Source organism: Tumebacillus flagellatus, from assembly GCF_000714935.1.
GTDB lineage: Bacteria > Bacillota > Bacilli > Tumebacillales > Tumebacillaceae > Tumebacillus > Tumebacillus flagellatus.
Map to the genome: position 1 here is coordinate 1 of NZ_JMIR01000014.1, position 15,278 is coordinate 15,278.

At 57.7% G+C, this 15,278-nt stretch carries 14 protein-coding genes; 3 read left to right on the forward strand and 11 right to left on the reverse strand.

All coding sequences use genetic code 11. The features are described 5' to 3' along the window. Positions 1-491 precede the first annotated feature (491 nt). The 9 genes from lysS to hslO form a co-directional block, all read right to left on the reverse strand. A complete protein-coding gene (lysS, locus tag EL26_RS10845; protein ID WP_038088198.1) occupies positions 492-1,991 on the reverse strand; it encodes a lysine--tRNA ligase in 1,500 nt (499 codons plus the stop codon). 21 nt (positions 1,992-2,012) lie between these two features. Then, positions 2,013-2,489, reverse strand: coding sequence for a transcription elongation factor GreA (gene greA, locus EL26_RS10850; protein WP_038088201.1), 477 nt, complete (start codon positions 2,487-2,489; stop codon positions 2,013-2,015). Between the two features lie 211 nt (positions 2,490-2,700). Then, on the reverse strand, positions 2,701-3,699 hold the full coding sequence (gene dusB / locus EL26_RS10855) for a tRNA dihydrouridine synthase DusB (RefSeq protein WP_202962855.1): 999 nt from the start codon (positions 3,697-3,699) through the stop codon (positions 2,701-2,703). A gap of 99 nt (positions 3,700-3,798) precedes the next feature. Beyond that, entirely contained in the window at positions 3,799-4,017 is a 219-nt protein-coding gene (locus EL26_RS10860; RefSeq protein WP_038088202.1) for a helix-turn-helix domain-containing protein, read from the reverse strand. Further along, a complete protein-coding gene (gene folK / locus EL26_RS10865; RefSeq protein WP_038088206.1) occupies positions 3,972-4,505 on the reverse strand; it encodes a 2-amino-4-hydroxy-6-hydroxymethyldihydropteridine diphosphokinase in 534 nt (177 codons plus the stop codon). The genes EL26_RS10860 and folK overlap by 46 nt, the downstream gene beginning before the upstream one ends. Then, complete coding sequence (gene folB / locus EL26_RS10870) at positions 4,502-4,861, reverse strand: dihydroneopterin aldolase (protein WP_038088209.1); 360 nt, start codon at positions 4,859-4,861, stop codon at positions 4,502-4,504. Before folB ends, folK begins: the two co-directional genes overlap by 4 nt. Before the next feature lie 40 nt (positions 4,862-4,901). Further along, on the reverse strand, positions 4,902-5,759 hold the full coding sequence (folP, locus tag EL26_RS10875; RefSeq protein ID WP_238546095.1) for a dihydropteroate synthase: 858 nt from the start codon (positions 5,757-5,759) through the stop codon (positions 4,902-4,904). A 95-nt stretch (positions 5,760-5,854) separates the two neighbouring features. After that, positions 5,855-6,781: a cysteine synthase A gene (gene cysK, locus EL26_RS10880; RefSeq protein ID WP_038088212.1), complete on the reverse strand. Its 927-nt coding sequence runs from the start codon at positions 6,779-6,781 to the stop codon at positions 5,855-5,857. Between the two features lie 99 nt (positions 6,782-6,880). Next, positions 6,881-7,777: an Hsp33 family molecular chaperone HslO gene (gene hslO / locus EL26_RS10885; RefSeq protein ID WP_038088215.1), complete on the reverse strand. Its 897-nt coding sequence runs from the start codon at positions 7,775-7,777 to the stop codon at positions 6,881-6,883. A 146-nt stretch (positions 7,778-7,923) separates the two neighbouring features. Here hslO and EL26_RS10890 point away from each other — a divergent pair, with 146 nt between their 5' ends. The 3 genes from EL26_RS10890 to EL26_RS10900 all read left to right on the forward strand — a co-directional run bounded on the left by EL26_RS10890 (position 7,924) and on the right by EL26_RS10900 (position 12,706). Beyond that, on the forward strand, positions 7,924-8,979 hold the full coding sequence (locus tag EL26_RS10890; protein WP_038088217.1) for a YheC/YheD family endospore coat-associated protein: 1,056 nt from the start codon (positions 7,924-7,926) through the stop codon (positions 8,977-8,979). 54 nt (positions 8,980-9,033) lie between these two features. Beyond that, complete coding sequence (dinB, locus tag EL26_RS10895; RefSeq protein ID WP_038088220.1) at positions 9,034-10,287, forward strand: DNA polymerase IV; 1,254 nt, start codon at positions 9,034-9,036, stop codon at positions 10,285-10,287. Between the two features lie 253 nt (positions 10,288-10,540). Next, positions 10,541-12,706 carry a 5'-nucleotidase C-terminal domain-containing protein gene (locus EL26_RS10900; RefSeq protein ID WP_038088224.1) on the forward strand — a complete coding sequence of 722 codons (2,166 nt, stop codon included), beginning with the start codon at positions 10,541-10,543 and terminating at the stop codon, positions 12,704-12,706. Positions 12,707-12,812: 106 nt separating this feature from the next. Here the strand turns inward: EL26_RS10900 and EL26_RS10905 are convergent, their stop codons facing one another. Together EL26_RS10905 and rpoE are read right to left on the reverse strand one after the other, a co-directional pair. Beyond that, complete coding sequence (locus EL26_RS10905) at positions 12,813-14,420, reverse strand: CTP synthase (protein ID WP_038088227.1); 1,608 nt, start codon at positions 14,418-14,420, stop codon at positions 12,813-12,815. 213 nt (positions 14,421-14,633) lie between these two features. Then, positions 14,634-15,161 (reverse strand): DNA-directed RNA polymerase subunit delta, encoded by a 528-nt coding sequence (gene rpoE / locus EL26_RS10910; RefSeq protein ID WP_052036257.1) that lies wholly within the window; start codon positions 15,159-15,161, stop codon positions 14,634-14,636. Positions 15,162-15,278 lie beyond the last annotated feature (117 nt).

Here is a 15,278-nt window from a genome sequence, read left to right on the forward strand (position 1 = left end):
CGAAGAGCTTCTGGCTCGAATCGATCTTCATCTATCACTCGTTTAGTTTTCAAGGATCAATCAGTTCACATCGTGCCGCCGAGGCGACAAGAAGTAATCTATCACATTCAGTCGAAAATGTCAACTCCCTGTTTCCGCCACCGCATCTCTCGCGGCGACAAGAGTTATCTTATCACGCCCTTCCCCCGCACCTCAACGCGCATTCTGAAACAAATCCAAGCAATCCACGGCGCCTTTTTGCAAAGGTCGGGTCGCTCTCGATTTCTCGACATCTTTCGTGCTTGTTCTTGTGGATAAAAACTGAGCTATGCCGAAGTTATCCACATTACACACAGGTTTATCCCCAAAATCACCTTCTTTGTCCACATTTCATCCCCGTTTTCCACATAGTTGTACACATTTGCACGATTTTGTGCCTCCTTATGCAACAAAAAGACCCGGCTCCCTCATCGGGAACCGAGTCTTTTTATCCACATTCACACAAGGAACGCTTAGATGTTGCGCATGTGCGGGAAGAGCAGCACTTCGCGGATCGTCGGCTGGTCGGTCAAGAGCATGATCAGACGATCGATGCCGATGCCCAAGCCGCCGGTCGGCGGCATGCCGTACTCCAGCGCTTGCACGAAGTCTTCATCCATTTCGAATGCCTCATCGTTGCCTTGTTCTTTCTCGCGCAATTGCGCTTCAAAACGCTCGCGTTGATCGATCGGGTCGTTCAGCTCAGAGAACGCATTCGCCAGCTCGCGGCCAACAACAAACAGTTCGAAGCGATCCGTATAACGCGGGTCTTCCGTGTTTTTCTTCGCCAGCGGCGAGATTTCCACCGGATGACCGGTGATGAAGGTCGGCTGGATCAAGTTTGCCTCCACGAATTCCTCAAAGAACGCGTTGAGGATGTGACCGACTTTCCAAGCTTTCTCGACTTTCACGTTGTGCTTCTCCGCGAGCGTGTGCGCTTCTTCGTCGGTCAGTACCGCTTTGAAGTCCACGCCGACCGCTTCCTTGACCGCATCGACCATCGAGATGCGCTTCCACTGCGGGGTGAGATCGATCTCTTGACCGCCGTAGGTGATCTTGGTCGTGCCGAGCAACTGCTCCGCGATGTACGAGATGGAGTTCTCCACCAGCGTCATGATGTCGGTGTAGTCCGCGTACGCTTGGTACAGCTCCAGCATCGTGAATTCCGGATTGTGGCGGGTCGAGATGCCCTCGTTGCGGTAGACGCGGCCGATCTCGTAGACTTTCTCCAAGCCGCCGACGATCAGACGCTTCAAGTGCAACTCGATGGCGATCCGCATGTACAGTTCCATATCGAGCGCGTTATGGTGAGTGATGAACGGGCGAGCCGCCGCCCCCCCTGCAATCGTGTGCAGAGTCGGGGTTTCTACTTCCAAGAAGCCTTGCTCGTCCAGATAACGGCGCAGGGTTTGGATGATCTTCGAGCGCAGGATGAACGTATCGCGCACTTCCGGGTTGACGATCAAATCCACATAGCGGCGGCGGTAACGCTCTTCCACGTCCTTCAGACCGTGGTGCTTGTCCGGCAGCGGACGCAGCGCTTTGGACATCAATTGCAGGGACTCCACGTTGACCGACACTTCTCCGCGGTTGGTCTTGAAGATCTCGCCGTCCACCGCGATGAAATCGCCGATGTCCATCTTGTCAAACAAGCCGTAAGATTCCTCCCCGACGGTATCCTGTTTGACGTAGATTTGCACGCGGCCGAACTGGTCTTGGATGTGTGCAAAACCGGCTTTGCCTTGGCCGCGCTTGAGCATGATCCGGCCTGCGATCATCACGCGCTGCTTCAGTTCAGCGAGTTCTTCCTTGGACTTCTCCTCGCCGAATGCGACGATCTCCACGGAAGTATGGGTCGCGTCAAAGCGCGTGCCCCACGGGTCGATGCCGTTGTCGTACAGAGCTTGCAGTTTGTCCCGACGGACCTGCATCTGCTCATTGAGTTCCACTGCTGTCTGTTGCTGTTCTGACAATGTTCTCACTCCGATGATGTGCTATTTTTTGATTTCAAGTATTTCGTACTGGATCGCTCCAACTGGTACATTAACTTCAATCTTATCGCCAATCCCCCTGCCAAGTAAAGCCCGACCGACGGGGGATTCATTCGAAATTTTGTTTTCGACCGGATCTGCTTCCGCCGTCCCGACGATTGTATACTCCATGATGTCGCCAAATTCAAGGTCTTTGATGATCACAGTCGTGCCGATTCCGATGTTTTCAGTATCGACTTCGTGCGCCGAGATAATCCGAGCGTTGCGGAGCATTTTTTCCAACGTGATGATGCGGCCTTCGATGAAAGCCTGTTCGTTCTTGGCATCGTCATACTCGGAGTTCTCCGAGATATCTCCGTACGAGATGGCAATCTTGATTCTCTCCGCCACTTCGCGGCGTTTCACCGATTTCAGGTGATCGAGTTCGTCTTCGAGTTTTTTCAAACCGTTATGGGTAAGGAGCACTTCTTTTTCCGCCATGGTCATCGTCCCTCTTTCTCGGTAAACATCTAATTGTCAGAAATTATAGATTCCTCCTCACTTACTTGTCAAGATATTTCCAATAAATAATGGCAACACTTACATTTGTATCACTGAATTCCAGCAACAAAAACTTTTATATACACAAAAAAAGCCGATGTGCTCCTCCACGGGAGTTCATCGGCTTTGATTTCTATTTGCACAAAAATGCTTATACGGTCACTTCTGCCGCAGCGCGTGCGAGCAACGTTTCCAGATAGCGGTGCAGCGCGTCTTTGAGACCTTGGGACGACTCGATCAAGTTGATCTCATCGCGGAATCGGTTCGATTCAAAAAGACCCTTGGTGTACCACGCGATGTGTTTGCGCATCTCGCGGGTGCCGACGTACTCGCCTTTTTCCTCGACGAGGAGGTCGGTGTGGCGAAGTGCCACGGCGACGCGCTCTTCCGCCGTCGGAGCCGGAAGTTCGATGCCCGTCGCGATGTAGTGCGCGACTTGTTTGAAAATCCACGGGTTGCCAAGCGCCCCGCGTCCGATCATCACGCCGTCCGCGCCGGTTTCCTTGAGCATCTGAACGGCCTTCTGCGGCGACGTGATGTCGCCGTTGCCGACGACGTTGATGTTGACCGCTTCCTTGACCGCTTTGATGATCGACCAGTCGGCGTGACCGGTGTACATCTGCTTCGCGGTGCGTCCGTGTACAGCGACCGACTTCGCGCCCGCTTGCTCGGCGATCTTGGCGATCTCCACCGCGTTGATGTTCTCATCGTCCCAGCCCTTCCGGAACTTGACGGTGACCGGCTTGCTGCCCGCCGCTTTCACGACCGCTTCGATGATGCGTCCGGCGTTCTCCGGGTCGCGGGCGAGCGCCGCGCCGGAACCGGCTTTGTGGACTTTGTTCGCCGGGCAGCCCATGTTGATGTCGATGATCTGCGCGTCCGTCTCTGCGATCAATTCCGCCGCCAATTGCATCGACTCCACGTCGCAGCCGAGAATCTGCATCGAGACCGGTTGCTCGTCCGGCAGAATCTTGAGCATCGAGCGGGTCTTCGCGTTGCCGTGCTGGAGCGCGCGGGTCGCGACCATCTCCGCCGTGACCAAGCCTGCGCCCATCTCCTTGCACAAGATTCGGAACGACGGGTTGCAGACGCCGGCCATCGGGGCGAGAACGACGTTGTTCTCCAGTTCGACGTTGCCGATTTTCATCATTCCAATTGCACCTCCGTATATGCGAAAAACACAGGCATTCACCTGTGTTTCGCTCCTGAATTCGTATGCTACTTATCATACACATCTTGACGCGATTTCTCAACCGCCAAAAGTTACACTCTCGCCCCGCAGTTCCTGTTCGGTCACGCCGAGGACGTCGTGAATTTGGCGCAGGAGATCCGGCGTCGGCACCCGCGTGCCGCGTTCGATCGCCCCGACGATGGCGATGGAGACGTGCAGACGGTCTGCCAGTTCTTGCTGCGTTAAGTTCTTCAGCTTTCGGTAGGCTCTAAGCCGCTTGCCAATGGTATCTTGCATAGAAAGACCCCGTCCTTTCCTTCTACTCGATTGGCCATGTCAGACACGGTCTGGCGAGTCACCGGGTGGAGCAGCTCGCCAGCCAAGTCGGCAAGCGGAAGCAATACGAAGGCCCGTTCCGCCATCCGGGGATGCGGTACAATGAGGTCGTCCGTGTCCATGACCTGTTGATCCACCAGCAGGATGTCTATATCTATAGTACGGGGTCCCCACTTGATATCCCTTTGTCGTCCCAGCTCGATTTCTGTAGAACTGGTGATTTTCCACAATTTTTTTGCATCCAGCGAGGTGCAAAGTTCGATCACGAGGTTCAAAAAATCCGGCTGGTCGAGGTAGCCCACCGGTTCCGTTTCGTAAACGGGCGAAATCCGGGTCACTTGAATCTCCGGATGCGAATCAAGCATTTCAATCGCACTCTGCAAGTTCAAATGACGATCTCCTACATTGGAGCCCAGCGAGAGGTAGACGGTGTGCGGGAAGGGATTCATCGGCACCGCACGATCTCCACGGCGACGCCGTTCATCGGACCCTTGATCGGCGGATTCGGCTTGGTGACTTTGACTTGCACTTCCCGCACCGCCGGGTAGTTGTCCAAAAGCGCCTTGGCGATGCGCTCCGCCAGCGTTTCGAGCAGTTGCACCGGCTCACCGTCCATGATCTCGCGGATGCGGTCATACGCCTCTCCGTAATTCACCGTCGCGCGCAGGTCGTCGTCCTCGCCCGCCTTCTGCAGCGGCAAACTCATCACCACATCGGTATAAAAACGCTGCCCCAAACGGTTTTCCTCTTCAAACACGCCGTGGAAGCCGTAGAATTCCAGCCCGTTCATGTAGATTTTGTCCATGCAACAAACCTTCCTCTCTAAAAAACAATCTGTCACGCGCCTATTGAAACGAAAACGTACTCCGCACCATCGCATCGGTCATCCGCGCCACGCGGGTCATCTCTTGAATGTCATGCACGCGCACCATCTCCACGCCCTTGACAATCCCCAGCGCCACCGTCGCCGCCGTGCCTTCCACGCGCTGGTCGACCGGAAGATCCAGCGCATGCCCGATCATCGACTTGCGCGACGTGCCGAGCAGAACCGGATAGCCGAGCGCGCAGACCTTCTCCAGATGTTGCATGACGTAGAGGTTGTGTTCGTACGTCTTGCCAAATCCGATGCCGGGATCGAGCCAAATCTGTTCGTCCGGAATGCCGACCGCATGCGCACGCGCCACGCAGTCGCGCAGTTCTTGCAGAGTGTTCTCCAGCACGCGGCTCTCATGCGGCACGTCGCGGTTGTGCATCAAGATCACCGGAACCCCCAGGTCGGCGCAGGTCTGCGCCATCTCCGAGTCGCCGAGGAAGCCCCAGATGTCGTTGACGATGTGCGCCCCCGCTTCCACGGCGGCGCGCGCCACAGACGCTTTGAACGTATCGATGGAAAGCGGAACGTGCGGCAGTTCTTGGGCGAGACGCCGGATCACCGGAACGACGCGGGCGATCTCTTCCTCCGCCGAGACAGGAGCATGTCCGGGGCGGGTCGATTCGCCGCCGATGTCGAGGATGTCCGCGCCCAGTGCGACCATCTCGCGGGCATGCGCCAACGCGGCCTCCACGGAATCGAAGCGTCCTCCGTCGGAAAATGAATCCGGAGTCACGTTCAAAATCCCCATGATCAACGTGCGGTTGCCGATTTCTAAAGTTGAAGCGCCGGTTTTGAGCAGGCGCTTTGGTTGTTGTGCAGGTTGTGTCACGAAGTTCTCCTCCTTGCAATCGTCTCTATTATACAAAAAATAAGACACAAAAAAAGCACGAGACCCGCATAGGGACTCGTGCTCTCGGAAAGCTCTTATTCGAATTGGAACAGCGGGGTCGACAGGTAGCGCTCGCCGGTGGACGGAGCCACGGTGAGGATCTTCTTGCCGGCGCCGAGTTTCTTCGCCAGTTGGTGTGCCGCGTAGACGTTGCCGCCGGAGGAGATCCCGACGAGGATGCCTTCGTTCTTCGCGAGACGACGCGCATATTCGAACGCTTGGTCGTTCTCCACGTGGATGATCTCGTCAAACAGTTCGGTGTTGGCGACAGACGGAACGAAGCCTGCGCCGATACCTTGGATCTTGTGCGGGCCCGGTTGGCCGCCTGCAAGAACCGGAGAGTCCTTCGGTTCAACGGCGACCACTTTGATGTTCGCGTCGGTTTCCTTCAGGATTTCGCCTACGCCGGTGATGGTGCCGCCGGTGCCGACGCCTGCGACAAACGCATCGAGGCCGCCCATCGCGTCACGCGCTGCCAGAATTTCTTGCGCGGTGGTTTCGCGGTGGATCTTCGGGTTTGCCGGGTTGTCGAATTGCTGCGGGATGAACCAGCCGTTTTGCTCGCTCAGTTCTTTCGCTTTGGCGATCGCGCCCTTCATGCCTTCCGCGCCCGGGGTGAGCACGAGCTCTGCGCCGTACGCTTTGAGCAGGTTGCGGCGTTCAACCGACATGGTTTCCGGCATGACGATGACCGCACGGTAGCCCTTCGCAGCCGCGACCATCGCGAGGCCGATGCCGGTGTTGCCGGAAGTCGGCTCGACAAACGTGTCGCCCGGCTTCAAGATGCCGTCCTTCTCCGCTTGCGCGATCATCGCGTATCCGATGCGGTCCTTGACGGAGCCGCCCGGGTTGAACGATTCCAGCTTGATGTAGATTTCCGCTTCGTCCGGACCGGTGATCGTGTTCAACTTGATGATCGGAGTTTGGCCGATCAGTTCTGCTATGTTGTTCGCAACGCGCATTTCTGTTGCCTCCTCATCTATAAAAACCGACTAAGAACATTGGTTTTACTGTCTATCTAAAGTGTACGACTGCGCCGTTTTTCTGTCAATCCCTGACTTTTAGCGGTTTTCCGCCATGCGCAGCAGTTCTTCAAGTTCCGCTTCACCGAAGTTGTACTTCTCGTTGCAGAAATGACAGACGAGTTCGGCCCCTTTGTCTTCTTCGAGGATCGAGCGGATCTCCGCCGCCCCGAGCGAGAGCAAGCCGCGGGCGAAGCGGTCGCGGGTGCAGTCGCAGGTAAACGTCACCGGATACGTCTCCAAGAAGTTGATCTCGCCCGGAAGCAAGCGCTTCAAGATGTCTTCCGGCGTCGTGCCTTGAACGAGCAGAGACGTGATGTGCGGGAAGCTGCTCAGCTGCTGTTCCAAATAGTCGATGTCTTCGTCCGACACGCCCGGCAGGAGCTGGATCAAGAAGCCGCCCGCCGCTTTGACGGTTTGGTCCTTGTCGACGAGCACGCCGAGCGACAGCGCGGACGGGGTTTGCTCCGATTGCGCGAAGTAGTACACGAAGTCTTCGGCGATTTCCCCGTTGTGCAGCGGAACGGAGCCGGTATACGGTTCCTTCATCCCGAGGTCTTTGATCACGAACAGGTAGCCGTCGCCCACGCCTGCGCCGACGTCGAGCTTTTCCACATCTGCATAAGCACCGCCTTCTTTGGGCGGCAGTTCGACCAGCGGGTTCTCAATGTAGCCGCGCACTTTCGCGTCGGCGTCGGCGGTGACGATGATCTTGCCGAGCGGCCCGTCGCCGCGCACTTGGAGCGTGACGGTCTCATTGCCTTTCAACATGACGCCCATCATCGCGCCCATCGTCGCCGTGCGGCCGAGCGCAGCGCTTGCGAGCGCCAAGCAGCCGTGTCGGTTCGACAACTCTCTCACCAATTCTGTGGTTATACAAGCAAACGCACGCAACTTCCCGTCGAGGGCCGTTGCCCGTACGATGTAATCGCTCATTTCTGCGGTTCCTCCTCCAGAGTCATTCTTATGTAATGCAAATCAAAAAAAATCTATGTCTTCCCTATGTTAGCATGTTCCACCACCTGTTGCATGTATTCGGGGTTTCACATACATATAGAAAGAAAAAAACGGAGGTGTCTCGCGTGACATTGCCCCCAACCGTCGGCCTGATCACGACCGAAAATCCGATTGGAAATCCCCATTCCCAATGGCAACTGCTGGCCGAAGCGGGCGTTGCGGCGGGCGTGGATGTTGTTTTTTTTCACCCGGATCAACTGGATGCACGCAGGCGGCGGGTGCGCGGGCATCGATACCGCACCGAACGCGGCTGGCAAACCGGTACGACGGCGCTGCCCCGCGTGCTGATCGACAGCGTGTACGTTTCCTACGCGCGCGCTTCCCGCCGCTTCTCCGAGCAAAAAAAAACCCTGCGCCGCGCCGGGTACCACATCCTCAACCCGCGCTTTCCGGACAAATGGGGCGTCTGGGAATCGCTGATCTCCACCTCGGACTTAGCGCCGCATCTCCCGCAGACGTCGTTGTGGCGGGCGGTGTCGGATGTGGAGGTGTGGTTGCGGAGGCATTCGTCCGTTTTTTTGAAGCCGGCGCGCGGATCGGGGGGTTTCGGCGTGCTGGAAGTGCGCCCCGAGCACAATCTTACCTACCGCCTCACCACCGCTCGCGAATCGCGGGTGTTGGCGGCGGAGGAGATGCGGGCTTTCTTGCACGAGCAATTCGGGCAGGGGAAGTTTTTGATCCAAGGCGGGATTGCGCTCTTGGAAGTGGAGGGTCGCAAGTGCGATTTGCGGATCTACTTGCAGCGCGACGGTGACGGAAGGTGGCAGGCGGTAACCACGGTGGCACGGCTCGCCGCTCCCGAGCAAGTGGTGACGAATCTCGCGCAGGGAGGTGTTGTGAGATCGTTCGATTGGTTGGTGCAAGCCGCGCGCGAGCATCTGTTTCGCGTGCCGCCGCGCGCGGAAGTTGAAGCGGTGGCGATTCGCGCGGCGGACGTTCTGACGGAGAAGCGAAATACGCTTGCATTTTTAGGAATCGACATCGCGCTCGACCGCGAGGGGCGGGCGTTTTTGCTGGACGTCAACCCGCGCCCCGGCCGCAAGTCGCTCTCCGTGGAAGAGAAAAAAACGGCTTTCTCCCTCCTGCTCGCCTATGCCGTGCGTCTGTTGGGCTGCTCTTAGGTTTTGTGGTATGACAAGGGAAACAGACGTTCGGAAAAAGGGGGCGCAGCGTCCATGGAAAGGGACACGGCAAGGACGATCTTGCATTTAGATATGGATGCTTTTTTTGCGTCGGTGGAGCAGCGGGATCACCCGGAGTTGCGCGGCAAGCCGGTGATCATCGCGCACCCGGCGGCGGTGCGCGGCGTGGTGTCCACGTGTTCTTATGAAGCGCGGCGGTTTGGCGTGCATTCGGCGATGCCGACGGCCCGGGCGTTGCGGCTTTGTCCCGACGGCATCTACATCGAGCCCAACCACCGCAAGTACAGCGCGGTGTCGCGGGAGATGATGGCGATTTTGGCGCGGTACACGCCGCTGATCGAGCCGTTGTCGGTGGACGAAGCGTTCCTCGATGTGACGGGGTGCCGGCGGTTGTTTGGCGACGGGGTGACGATTGCGCGGCGTATTAAGGAAGAGATTCGTCGGGAACTGCAGCTGACGGCGTCGGTGGGGATTTCCTACAATAAGTTCCTCGCCAAGCTCGCTTCCGATCTGGAGAAGCCGAACGGATTGGTGCCGATCATGCCGGACGACTTGGAAGCGAAAGTGCACCCCTTGCCGATCACCCGCCTCTGGGGTGTCGGGCAGAAGGGCGCCGAGCAACTCCAGCGGCTCGGCCTGCACACGATCGGCGATGTGGCGCGGATGGATGTCGTACGAATGCGGACGTTTCTCGGCTCGACGGCCGATCACATCTACGCGCTGGCACACGGCTGGGACGAGCGACCGGTGGTGCCGGAGCGGGAAGCGAAATCGGTCGGGCAAGAGACGACGTTTGCGACCGATGTGCGGGATGTGGTTTTTTTGGAAAGCACGTTGCTCGCTCAGTGTGAGAAGATCGCGCGGCGACTGCGCAAAACGGGCGTTGAGGGCCGCACGGTGACGCTGAAATTGCGCTATGCGCCGTGGCGGACGATCACGCGCAGCCAGACGTTGCCGAGGGCAACCGACTTGGAGACGCCGTTGTATGCGGCGGTGAAGGGGTTGCTTACGAAGTGCGGGTTAACGCGGGAAGACGCGATTCGGCTGATCGGCGTGCAGGTCGGGAACTTGGTGCCCAAGGGGCAGGGCAGCGCGGAGGCGGAGGACGCCCAAGCGTTCGGGGAGCAGTTGTCGCTGTTCGACGTCCCCGCCGCGAAGCCTGCCGCGCCCGTCGTGGAAGTTGACCCGCGGCAGCAAGAGCTCAGCCGCGTGGTTGATTCCTTGAAGGACAAGTTCGGGGAGAAGATCGTCACGCGGGCACGGTTGGTGCGGCGGGACGAAGAATAGCCGTTTGCAGAGCAAAAAAGAACCAGTCCCACCCGGGTCGGGTTCTTTTTTATCTCAATGATTGAATCGACAGGTTTACGCGGTTTGCGGGAAGCTGTGCACATCCCCGCGGGCGGAGAAACGCTGGTTTTCCTTCGAGAATAGCAATTTTTGCGAAGAATTTTCTTGCTCATCCAACTCTTTCATCTCCTAATCTAGTATACTAGAAATCGATTCGGAATCTTGCTACTTATTAGGAGGCTATTCAACTCGTATGAAACGTTCTTCGAAGTTTGCTACGATGGCAGTTGCCGCATCTCTGCTCTCTGCTCTGTACGGCCCGCAAGCGTTTGCGGACGACTCGACCGGGAAAGTGATCTCTCCGGCTCCGTCCACCGCACCGAAATCCGACTTGGAACTGGCTCATGAGAAGGGCGCGATCTCCGGTTATCCGGGCGACTCCGACCTTCACGGGTCGCAATACGTCACCCGCGGTGAACTCGTCTCCATGATCAACCGCGCCGCAAAACTCACGGACGTCACCATGAAGAAAGCTCCCTTCGACGACCTTGAATCCTGGCAGACTCAAGCGATCGCCAACGCAGAAGCAGCCGGCATCGTGCACGGCACTGAAAACGGCCACTTTGAACCGAACCGCTACGTCACCCGCCAAGAACTCGCGGTGTTGATCGGCGCGGCAATGAACGGCGGCAAGACCCCGAACGTCAACCAAAACGTACTCAACTACTACAAAGATAAAGACACGCTCTCCGACTGGGCGAAACCGTTCATCGCGTACGCCACCCTCGGCGGCGTGTTCGCTCCGACGCTCGACGGCGCGTTCAACCCGGACGCTCCGATGACCCGCTCGGAAGCTGCCAAAGCGCTCAAACCGCTGTTGTTTGACGTCGTGGACGTGCTCTCCACCAACGACATCCACGGCCACATCGAAACCGCGCCGGACAAGAAGCGCAACAACCAACTCCAAGGCGGCATGGAAACGATCGGCGGCATCGTCAACGATTTCCGCTCCGTCAACCCGGATCACACCGTCGTCGTCGACGGCGGCGACATGTGGCAAGGCACGCTGATCTCCAACCTGTTCAACGGTCAATCCGTCATGGACACGATGGCCGACATCAAGTACGACGCGGCGGCGATCGGCAACCATGAGTTCGACTTCGGCCGCGACACCCTGATCAACAACATCAAGAACGCGAAATTCCCGATCCTCGGCGCGAACATCATCGACGATGCGACCGGCAAACGCGTCGATTGGACCCAACCGTACACCATCGTGGAAAAAGGCGGCCTGAAGATCGGCATCATCGGCTTCTCCACTCCGCAAACGACGACCACGACCAAGTCGACCAACATCGAAGGCTTGTCGTTTGTCGATCCGGCTCCGATCGCGAAAGACCTCTCCGCAGAGCTCAAAGCGAAGGGCTGCGACCTCGTCATCGTCACGTCGCACTTGCCGGGCGACCAAGCGTCCGCGTCCGACAAAGTCATGGACGAACTGGCGGATCTCGCAACCGGCACCGGCAACGGCACGCTCGACGCGATCATCGGCGGTCACTCGCACAAGCGCGTCGTCGGCAACGTGAACGGCATTCCGGTCATCGAAGCGCAAAACTGGACGCTGGCGGTCGGCCACATCCAGCTGTTCGTGGATAAGGAATCCAAGAAAGTCGTCTCTTCCAGCGCTTCGCTCTTGGAAACCTACACCAACCTGACCACCGGCGACGCGACCGTTCGCGACACCGTCTCCGGCTACCACTCCAAGGTCGAAGAGAAAGAACAGCAAGTCATCGCCACCGCAGGCGAAGCGATGACCCGCACGCCGTTCCGTTCGGCGATCGACGGCGGCGCAGAACGCGACGGCGTCACTCCGCTTGGCAACATCATCACCGACGCGATGCGCTCCAATGAGAACGCCGACGTGGCGTTCACGAACATCGGCGGCATCCGCGCCGACGTCGACGCAGGCGAAATCACGTACGGCGACATGTTCTCCGTGCTGCCGTTTGGCAACACCGACATGATCGGCACGATGACCGCGAAGCAGATCAAATCCGCGCTCGAAGTGCTCGACAAGTACTCCAACTTGCCGGCGATCCAATTCTCCGGCTTGAAAGTCGAATGGGACAACACCCGTCCGACCGGCGACAAGTACACCAAGATCACGCTGACCGACGGCACTCCGGTGTACGTGGACGGCAAATTCAACGAATCCCGCACCTTCAAGGCCGTCACCAACGACTTCATGGCGACCGGCACGGGCGACGGCTTCACCGTCTTCGGCGAAGTGAAGGACTGGAAGATCGGCGACGTGATGCTCGACGCGTGGATCAAGTACACGCAAAACCTCACCAAGGACGGCTCCAAAGTCGTGCTCAAGGACGACGGCCGCGACATCCGCACCGACCTCCAGAAGTAATTGCATACAAGTAAAAACCGGGGCGCAATCCCCGGTTTTTTTGCGCACAAAAAAGCGACCCCGCTGCTACAGGGTCGCTTTTTCCTTGCTATTGGATTGCTTCGCCTTACTTCCCTTCCCGATGCTCCAGCGACGCTTTGACGAAGTCGCGGAACAGCGGTTGCGGGCGGTTCGGGCGGGAGATGAACTCCGGGTGGAACTGCGAAGCGACGAACCACGGGTGGTCTTTCACTTCGATGATCTCCACCAGACGTCCGTCCGGGGACGTGCCGGAGAACGCGAAGCCCGCTTTCACCATCGCATCGCGGTACTCGTTGTTGAACTCGTAGCGGTGACGGTGACGCTCGTACACCAGCGTTTCGCCGTACGCCGCCGCCGCTTTGGAGCCCGGTTCCAACTTGCACGGGTAGAGGCCGAGACGCAGCGTGCCCCCCATGTCTTCGATGTCCTTCTGCTCCGGCAGCAAATCGATGATCGGCGTCGAGGTCAGCTCGTTGATCTCGCTGGAGTTTGCGTCCTCATGCCCCAACACATGACGCGCAAATTCGATGCACGCCACCTGCATGCCGAGGCAGATGCCGAGGAACGGGATTTTGTGCTCCCGCGCGTACTTCGTCGCGATGATCTTGCCTTCCACGCCGCGGTCGCCGAAGCCGCCCGGCACCAAGATGCCGTCCGCATTCCCGATCAACTTCTGCACGTTCTCTTCCGTCACTTCTTCCGCCGGCACCCAATCGATCTCGATGTTGGAGTCGGCCGCAAAGCCCGCGTGGTACAGCGCTTCCGCCACGGAGATGTACGCATCCCGCAAGGCGACGTACTTCCCGACCAGCGCGATGCGGGTGGTGTGCTGAAGGTTCTTGACCTTGTGCACCAGCTGCTTCCATTCGGTCATGTCCGCTTCCGGCACGTTGAAGCCGAAGTGGCGCACGACGAGGCGGTCGAGACCCTCCTCTTGGAACATCAAAGGCAAGTCGTACAGCGTATCCGCATCGCGGGACTCGATGACCGCTTCTTCGTCGGTGTCGCAGAACATCGCGATCTTGCGCTTCACATCGGAGGGCATCGGTTGCGCCGTGCGGCAGACGAGGATGTTCGGGGTGATCCCGATCGAGCGCAGTTCCTTGACGGAGTGCTGCGTCGGTTTCGTCTTCATCTCGCCCGCTTTGCCGAGGTACGGAATCAGCGTGACGTGGATGTACATGACGTTCTCGCGGCCGAGATCAAACTTGATCTGGCGGATCGCTTCCAAGAACGGCAGCGACTCGATGTCCCCGACCGTGCCGCCGATCTCCGTGATGACCACATCGGCGTTCGTGTCGCGGCCGCCGCGGAAGATGCGTTCCTTGATCTCGTTGGTAACGTGCGGAATGACTTGCACCGTGCCTCCGAGGTAGTCGCCGCGGCGCTCCTTGGTGATGACGGAAGAGTAGACTTTCCCGGACGAGATCGAGTTGTTTTTGGACAAGTTGATGTCGATAAACCGCTCGTAGTGACCGAGGTCGAGGTCGGTTTCAGCGCCGTCGTCCGTGACGAAGACCTCGCCGTGTTGATACGGACTCATCGTTCCCGGGTCCACGTTGATATATGGGTCGAATTTTTGAATGGTGACTTTCAGTCCACGATTCTTCAGCAGACGCCCGAGCGATGCTGCCGTGATGCCTTTGCCGAGAGAGGATACGACGCCACCCGTTACAAAAATATACTTAGCCATGCCTTGCTGTGCCCCCTATGTACGCTTCTTGTCCTTAGTTTCCCAATTCCGGTTCGAAAAACACATTTGCTATCTTAACTTTCCCCTGCAAGGTTGTCAATAGGAGCCCAGCGAAAAGAGCCGCACCCCGGTGGCCCGGTTTGCGGCTGGTGAACAGCATGGGTTGTTTTTTTGAAAAATAACGGGTTACGAAAAAAGCATCGCTTCGAAATCTTAGAAGTCGTCTTCCTCTTCGTACGCGTCGAGGTCTTCCTCTTCGGACTCTTCCGCTTCTTCCTCGTCGCCGAGTTCGCCGTCGAAGTCCTCTTCGGCTTCTTCCGCTTCTTCGTCGAGGTCATCGTACTCCGCCGCGAACGAATCGTCCTCGGTCTCTTCTTCGTCGAACGATTCCTCGTCTTCTTCGTCGTAGAAGTCTTCGTCGTCCTCGTCGATGTCTTTGCGGACAAATTTCTTGCCGCCGCCCGCGACTTTCTCCTTATCGGTCGGGTACCAACGCTTGAGGCCCCATACGTTGCTGCCGATGCAGACGAAACGGCCGTCGATGTTGATTTCCGTATAGAGACGCGCGATCACTTCGTTGACCTGTTCTTGCGTCAGGCCCTTCAGACGTGCAACTTCTTGCATCAGGTCACGATAGTTGTACGGCTTGTTGGTCTGCTTCAAGATCAAGTACGCCAGGTCAACCAAGGACAATTCGCTAACTTGCTCGGGATCAAGCTTTACTGCGTGAGCTTCTGCCAAAGTCAGCACTTCCTTTCTATGTACCCCAGAAACTGCCACATGATAGTCTAGCCAGCTTCAGGAAGAATATTCAATCCGTATAGAGAGCAAAAGCAATTATACCACACTGATTTTGCA

Coding starts and splice junctions, on each gene's coding strand:
- greA (WP_038088201.1), bottom strand. CDS start 2,489: ATGGCGGAAAAAGAAGTGCTCCTTACCCATAACGGTTTGAAAAAACTC.
- dusB (WP_202962855.1), bottom strand. CDS start 3,699: ATGATGAAAATCGGCAACGTCGAACTGGAGAACAACGTCGTTCTCGCC.
- EL26_RS10860 (WP_038088202.1), bottom strand. CDS start 4,017: ATGCAAGATACCATTGGCAAGCGGCTTAGAGCCTACCGAAAGCTGAAG.
- folK (WP_038088206.1), bottom strand. CDS start 4,505: ATGAATCCCTTCCCGCACACCGTCTACCTCTCGCTGGGCTCCAATGTA.
- folB (WP_038088209.1), bottom strand. CDS start 4,861: ATGGACAAAATCTACATGAACGGGCTGGAATTCTACGGCTTCCACGGC.
- cysK (WP_038088212.1), bottom strand. CDS start 6,781: ATGCGCGTTGCGAACAACATAGCAGAACTGATCGGCCAAACTCCGATC.
- hslO (WP_038088215.1), bottom strand. CDS start 7,777: ATGAGCGATTACATCGTACGGGCAACGGCCCTCGACGGGAAGTTGCGT.
- dinB (WP_038088220.1), top strand. CDS start 9,034: ATGGAAAGGGACACGGCAAGGACGATCTTGCATTTAGATATGGATGCT.
- EL26_RS10900 (WP_038088224.1), top strand. CDS start 10,541: ATGAAACGTTCTTCGAAGTTTGCTACGATGGCAGTTGCCGCATCTCTG.
- EL26_RS10905 (WP_038088227.1), bottom strand. CDS start 14,420: ATGGCTAAGTATATTTTTGTAACGGGTGGCGTCGTATCCTCTCTCGGC.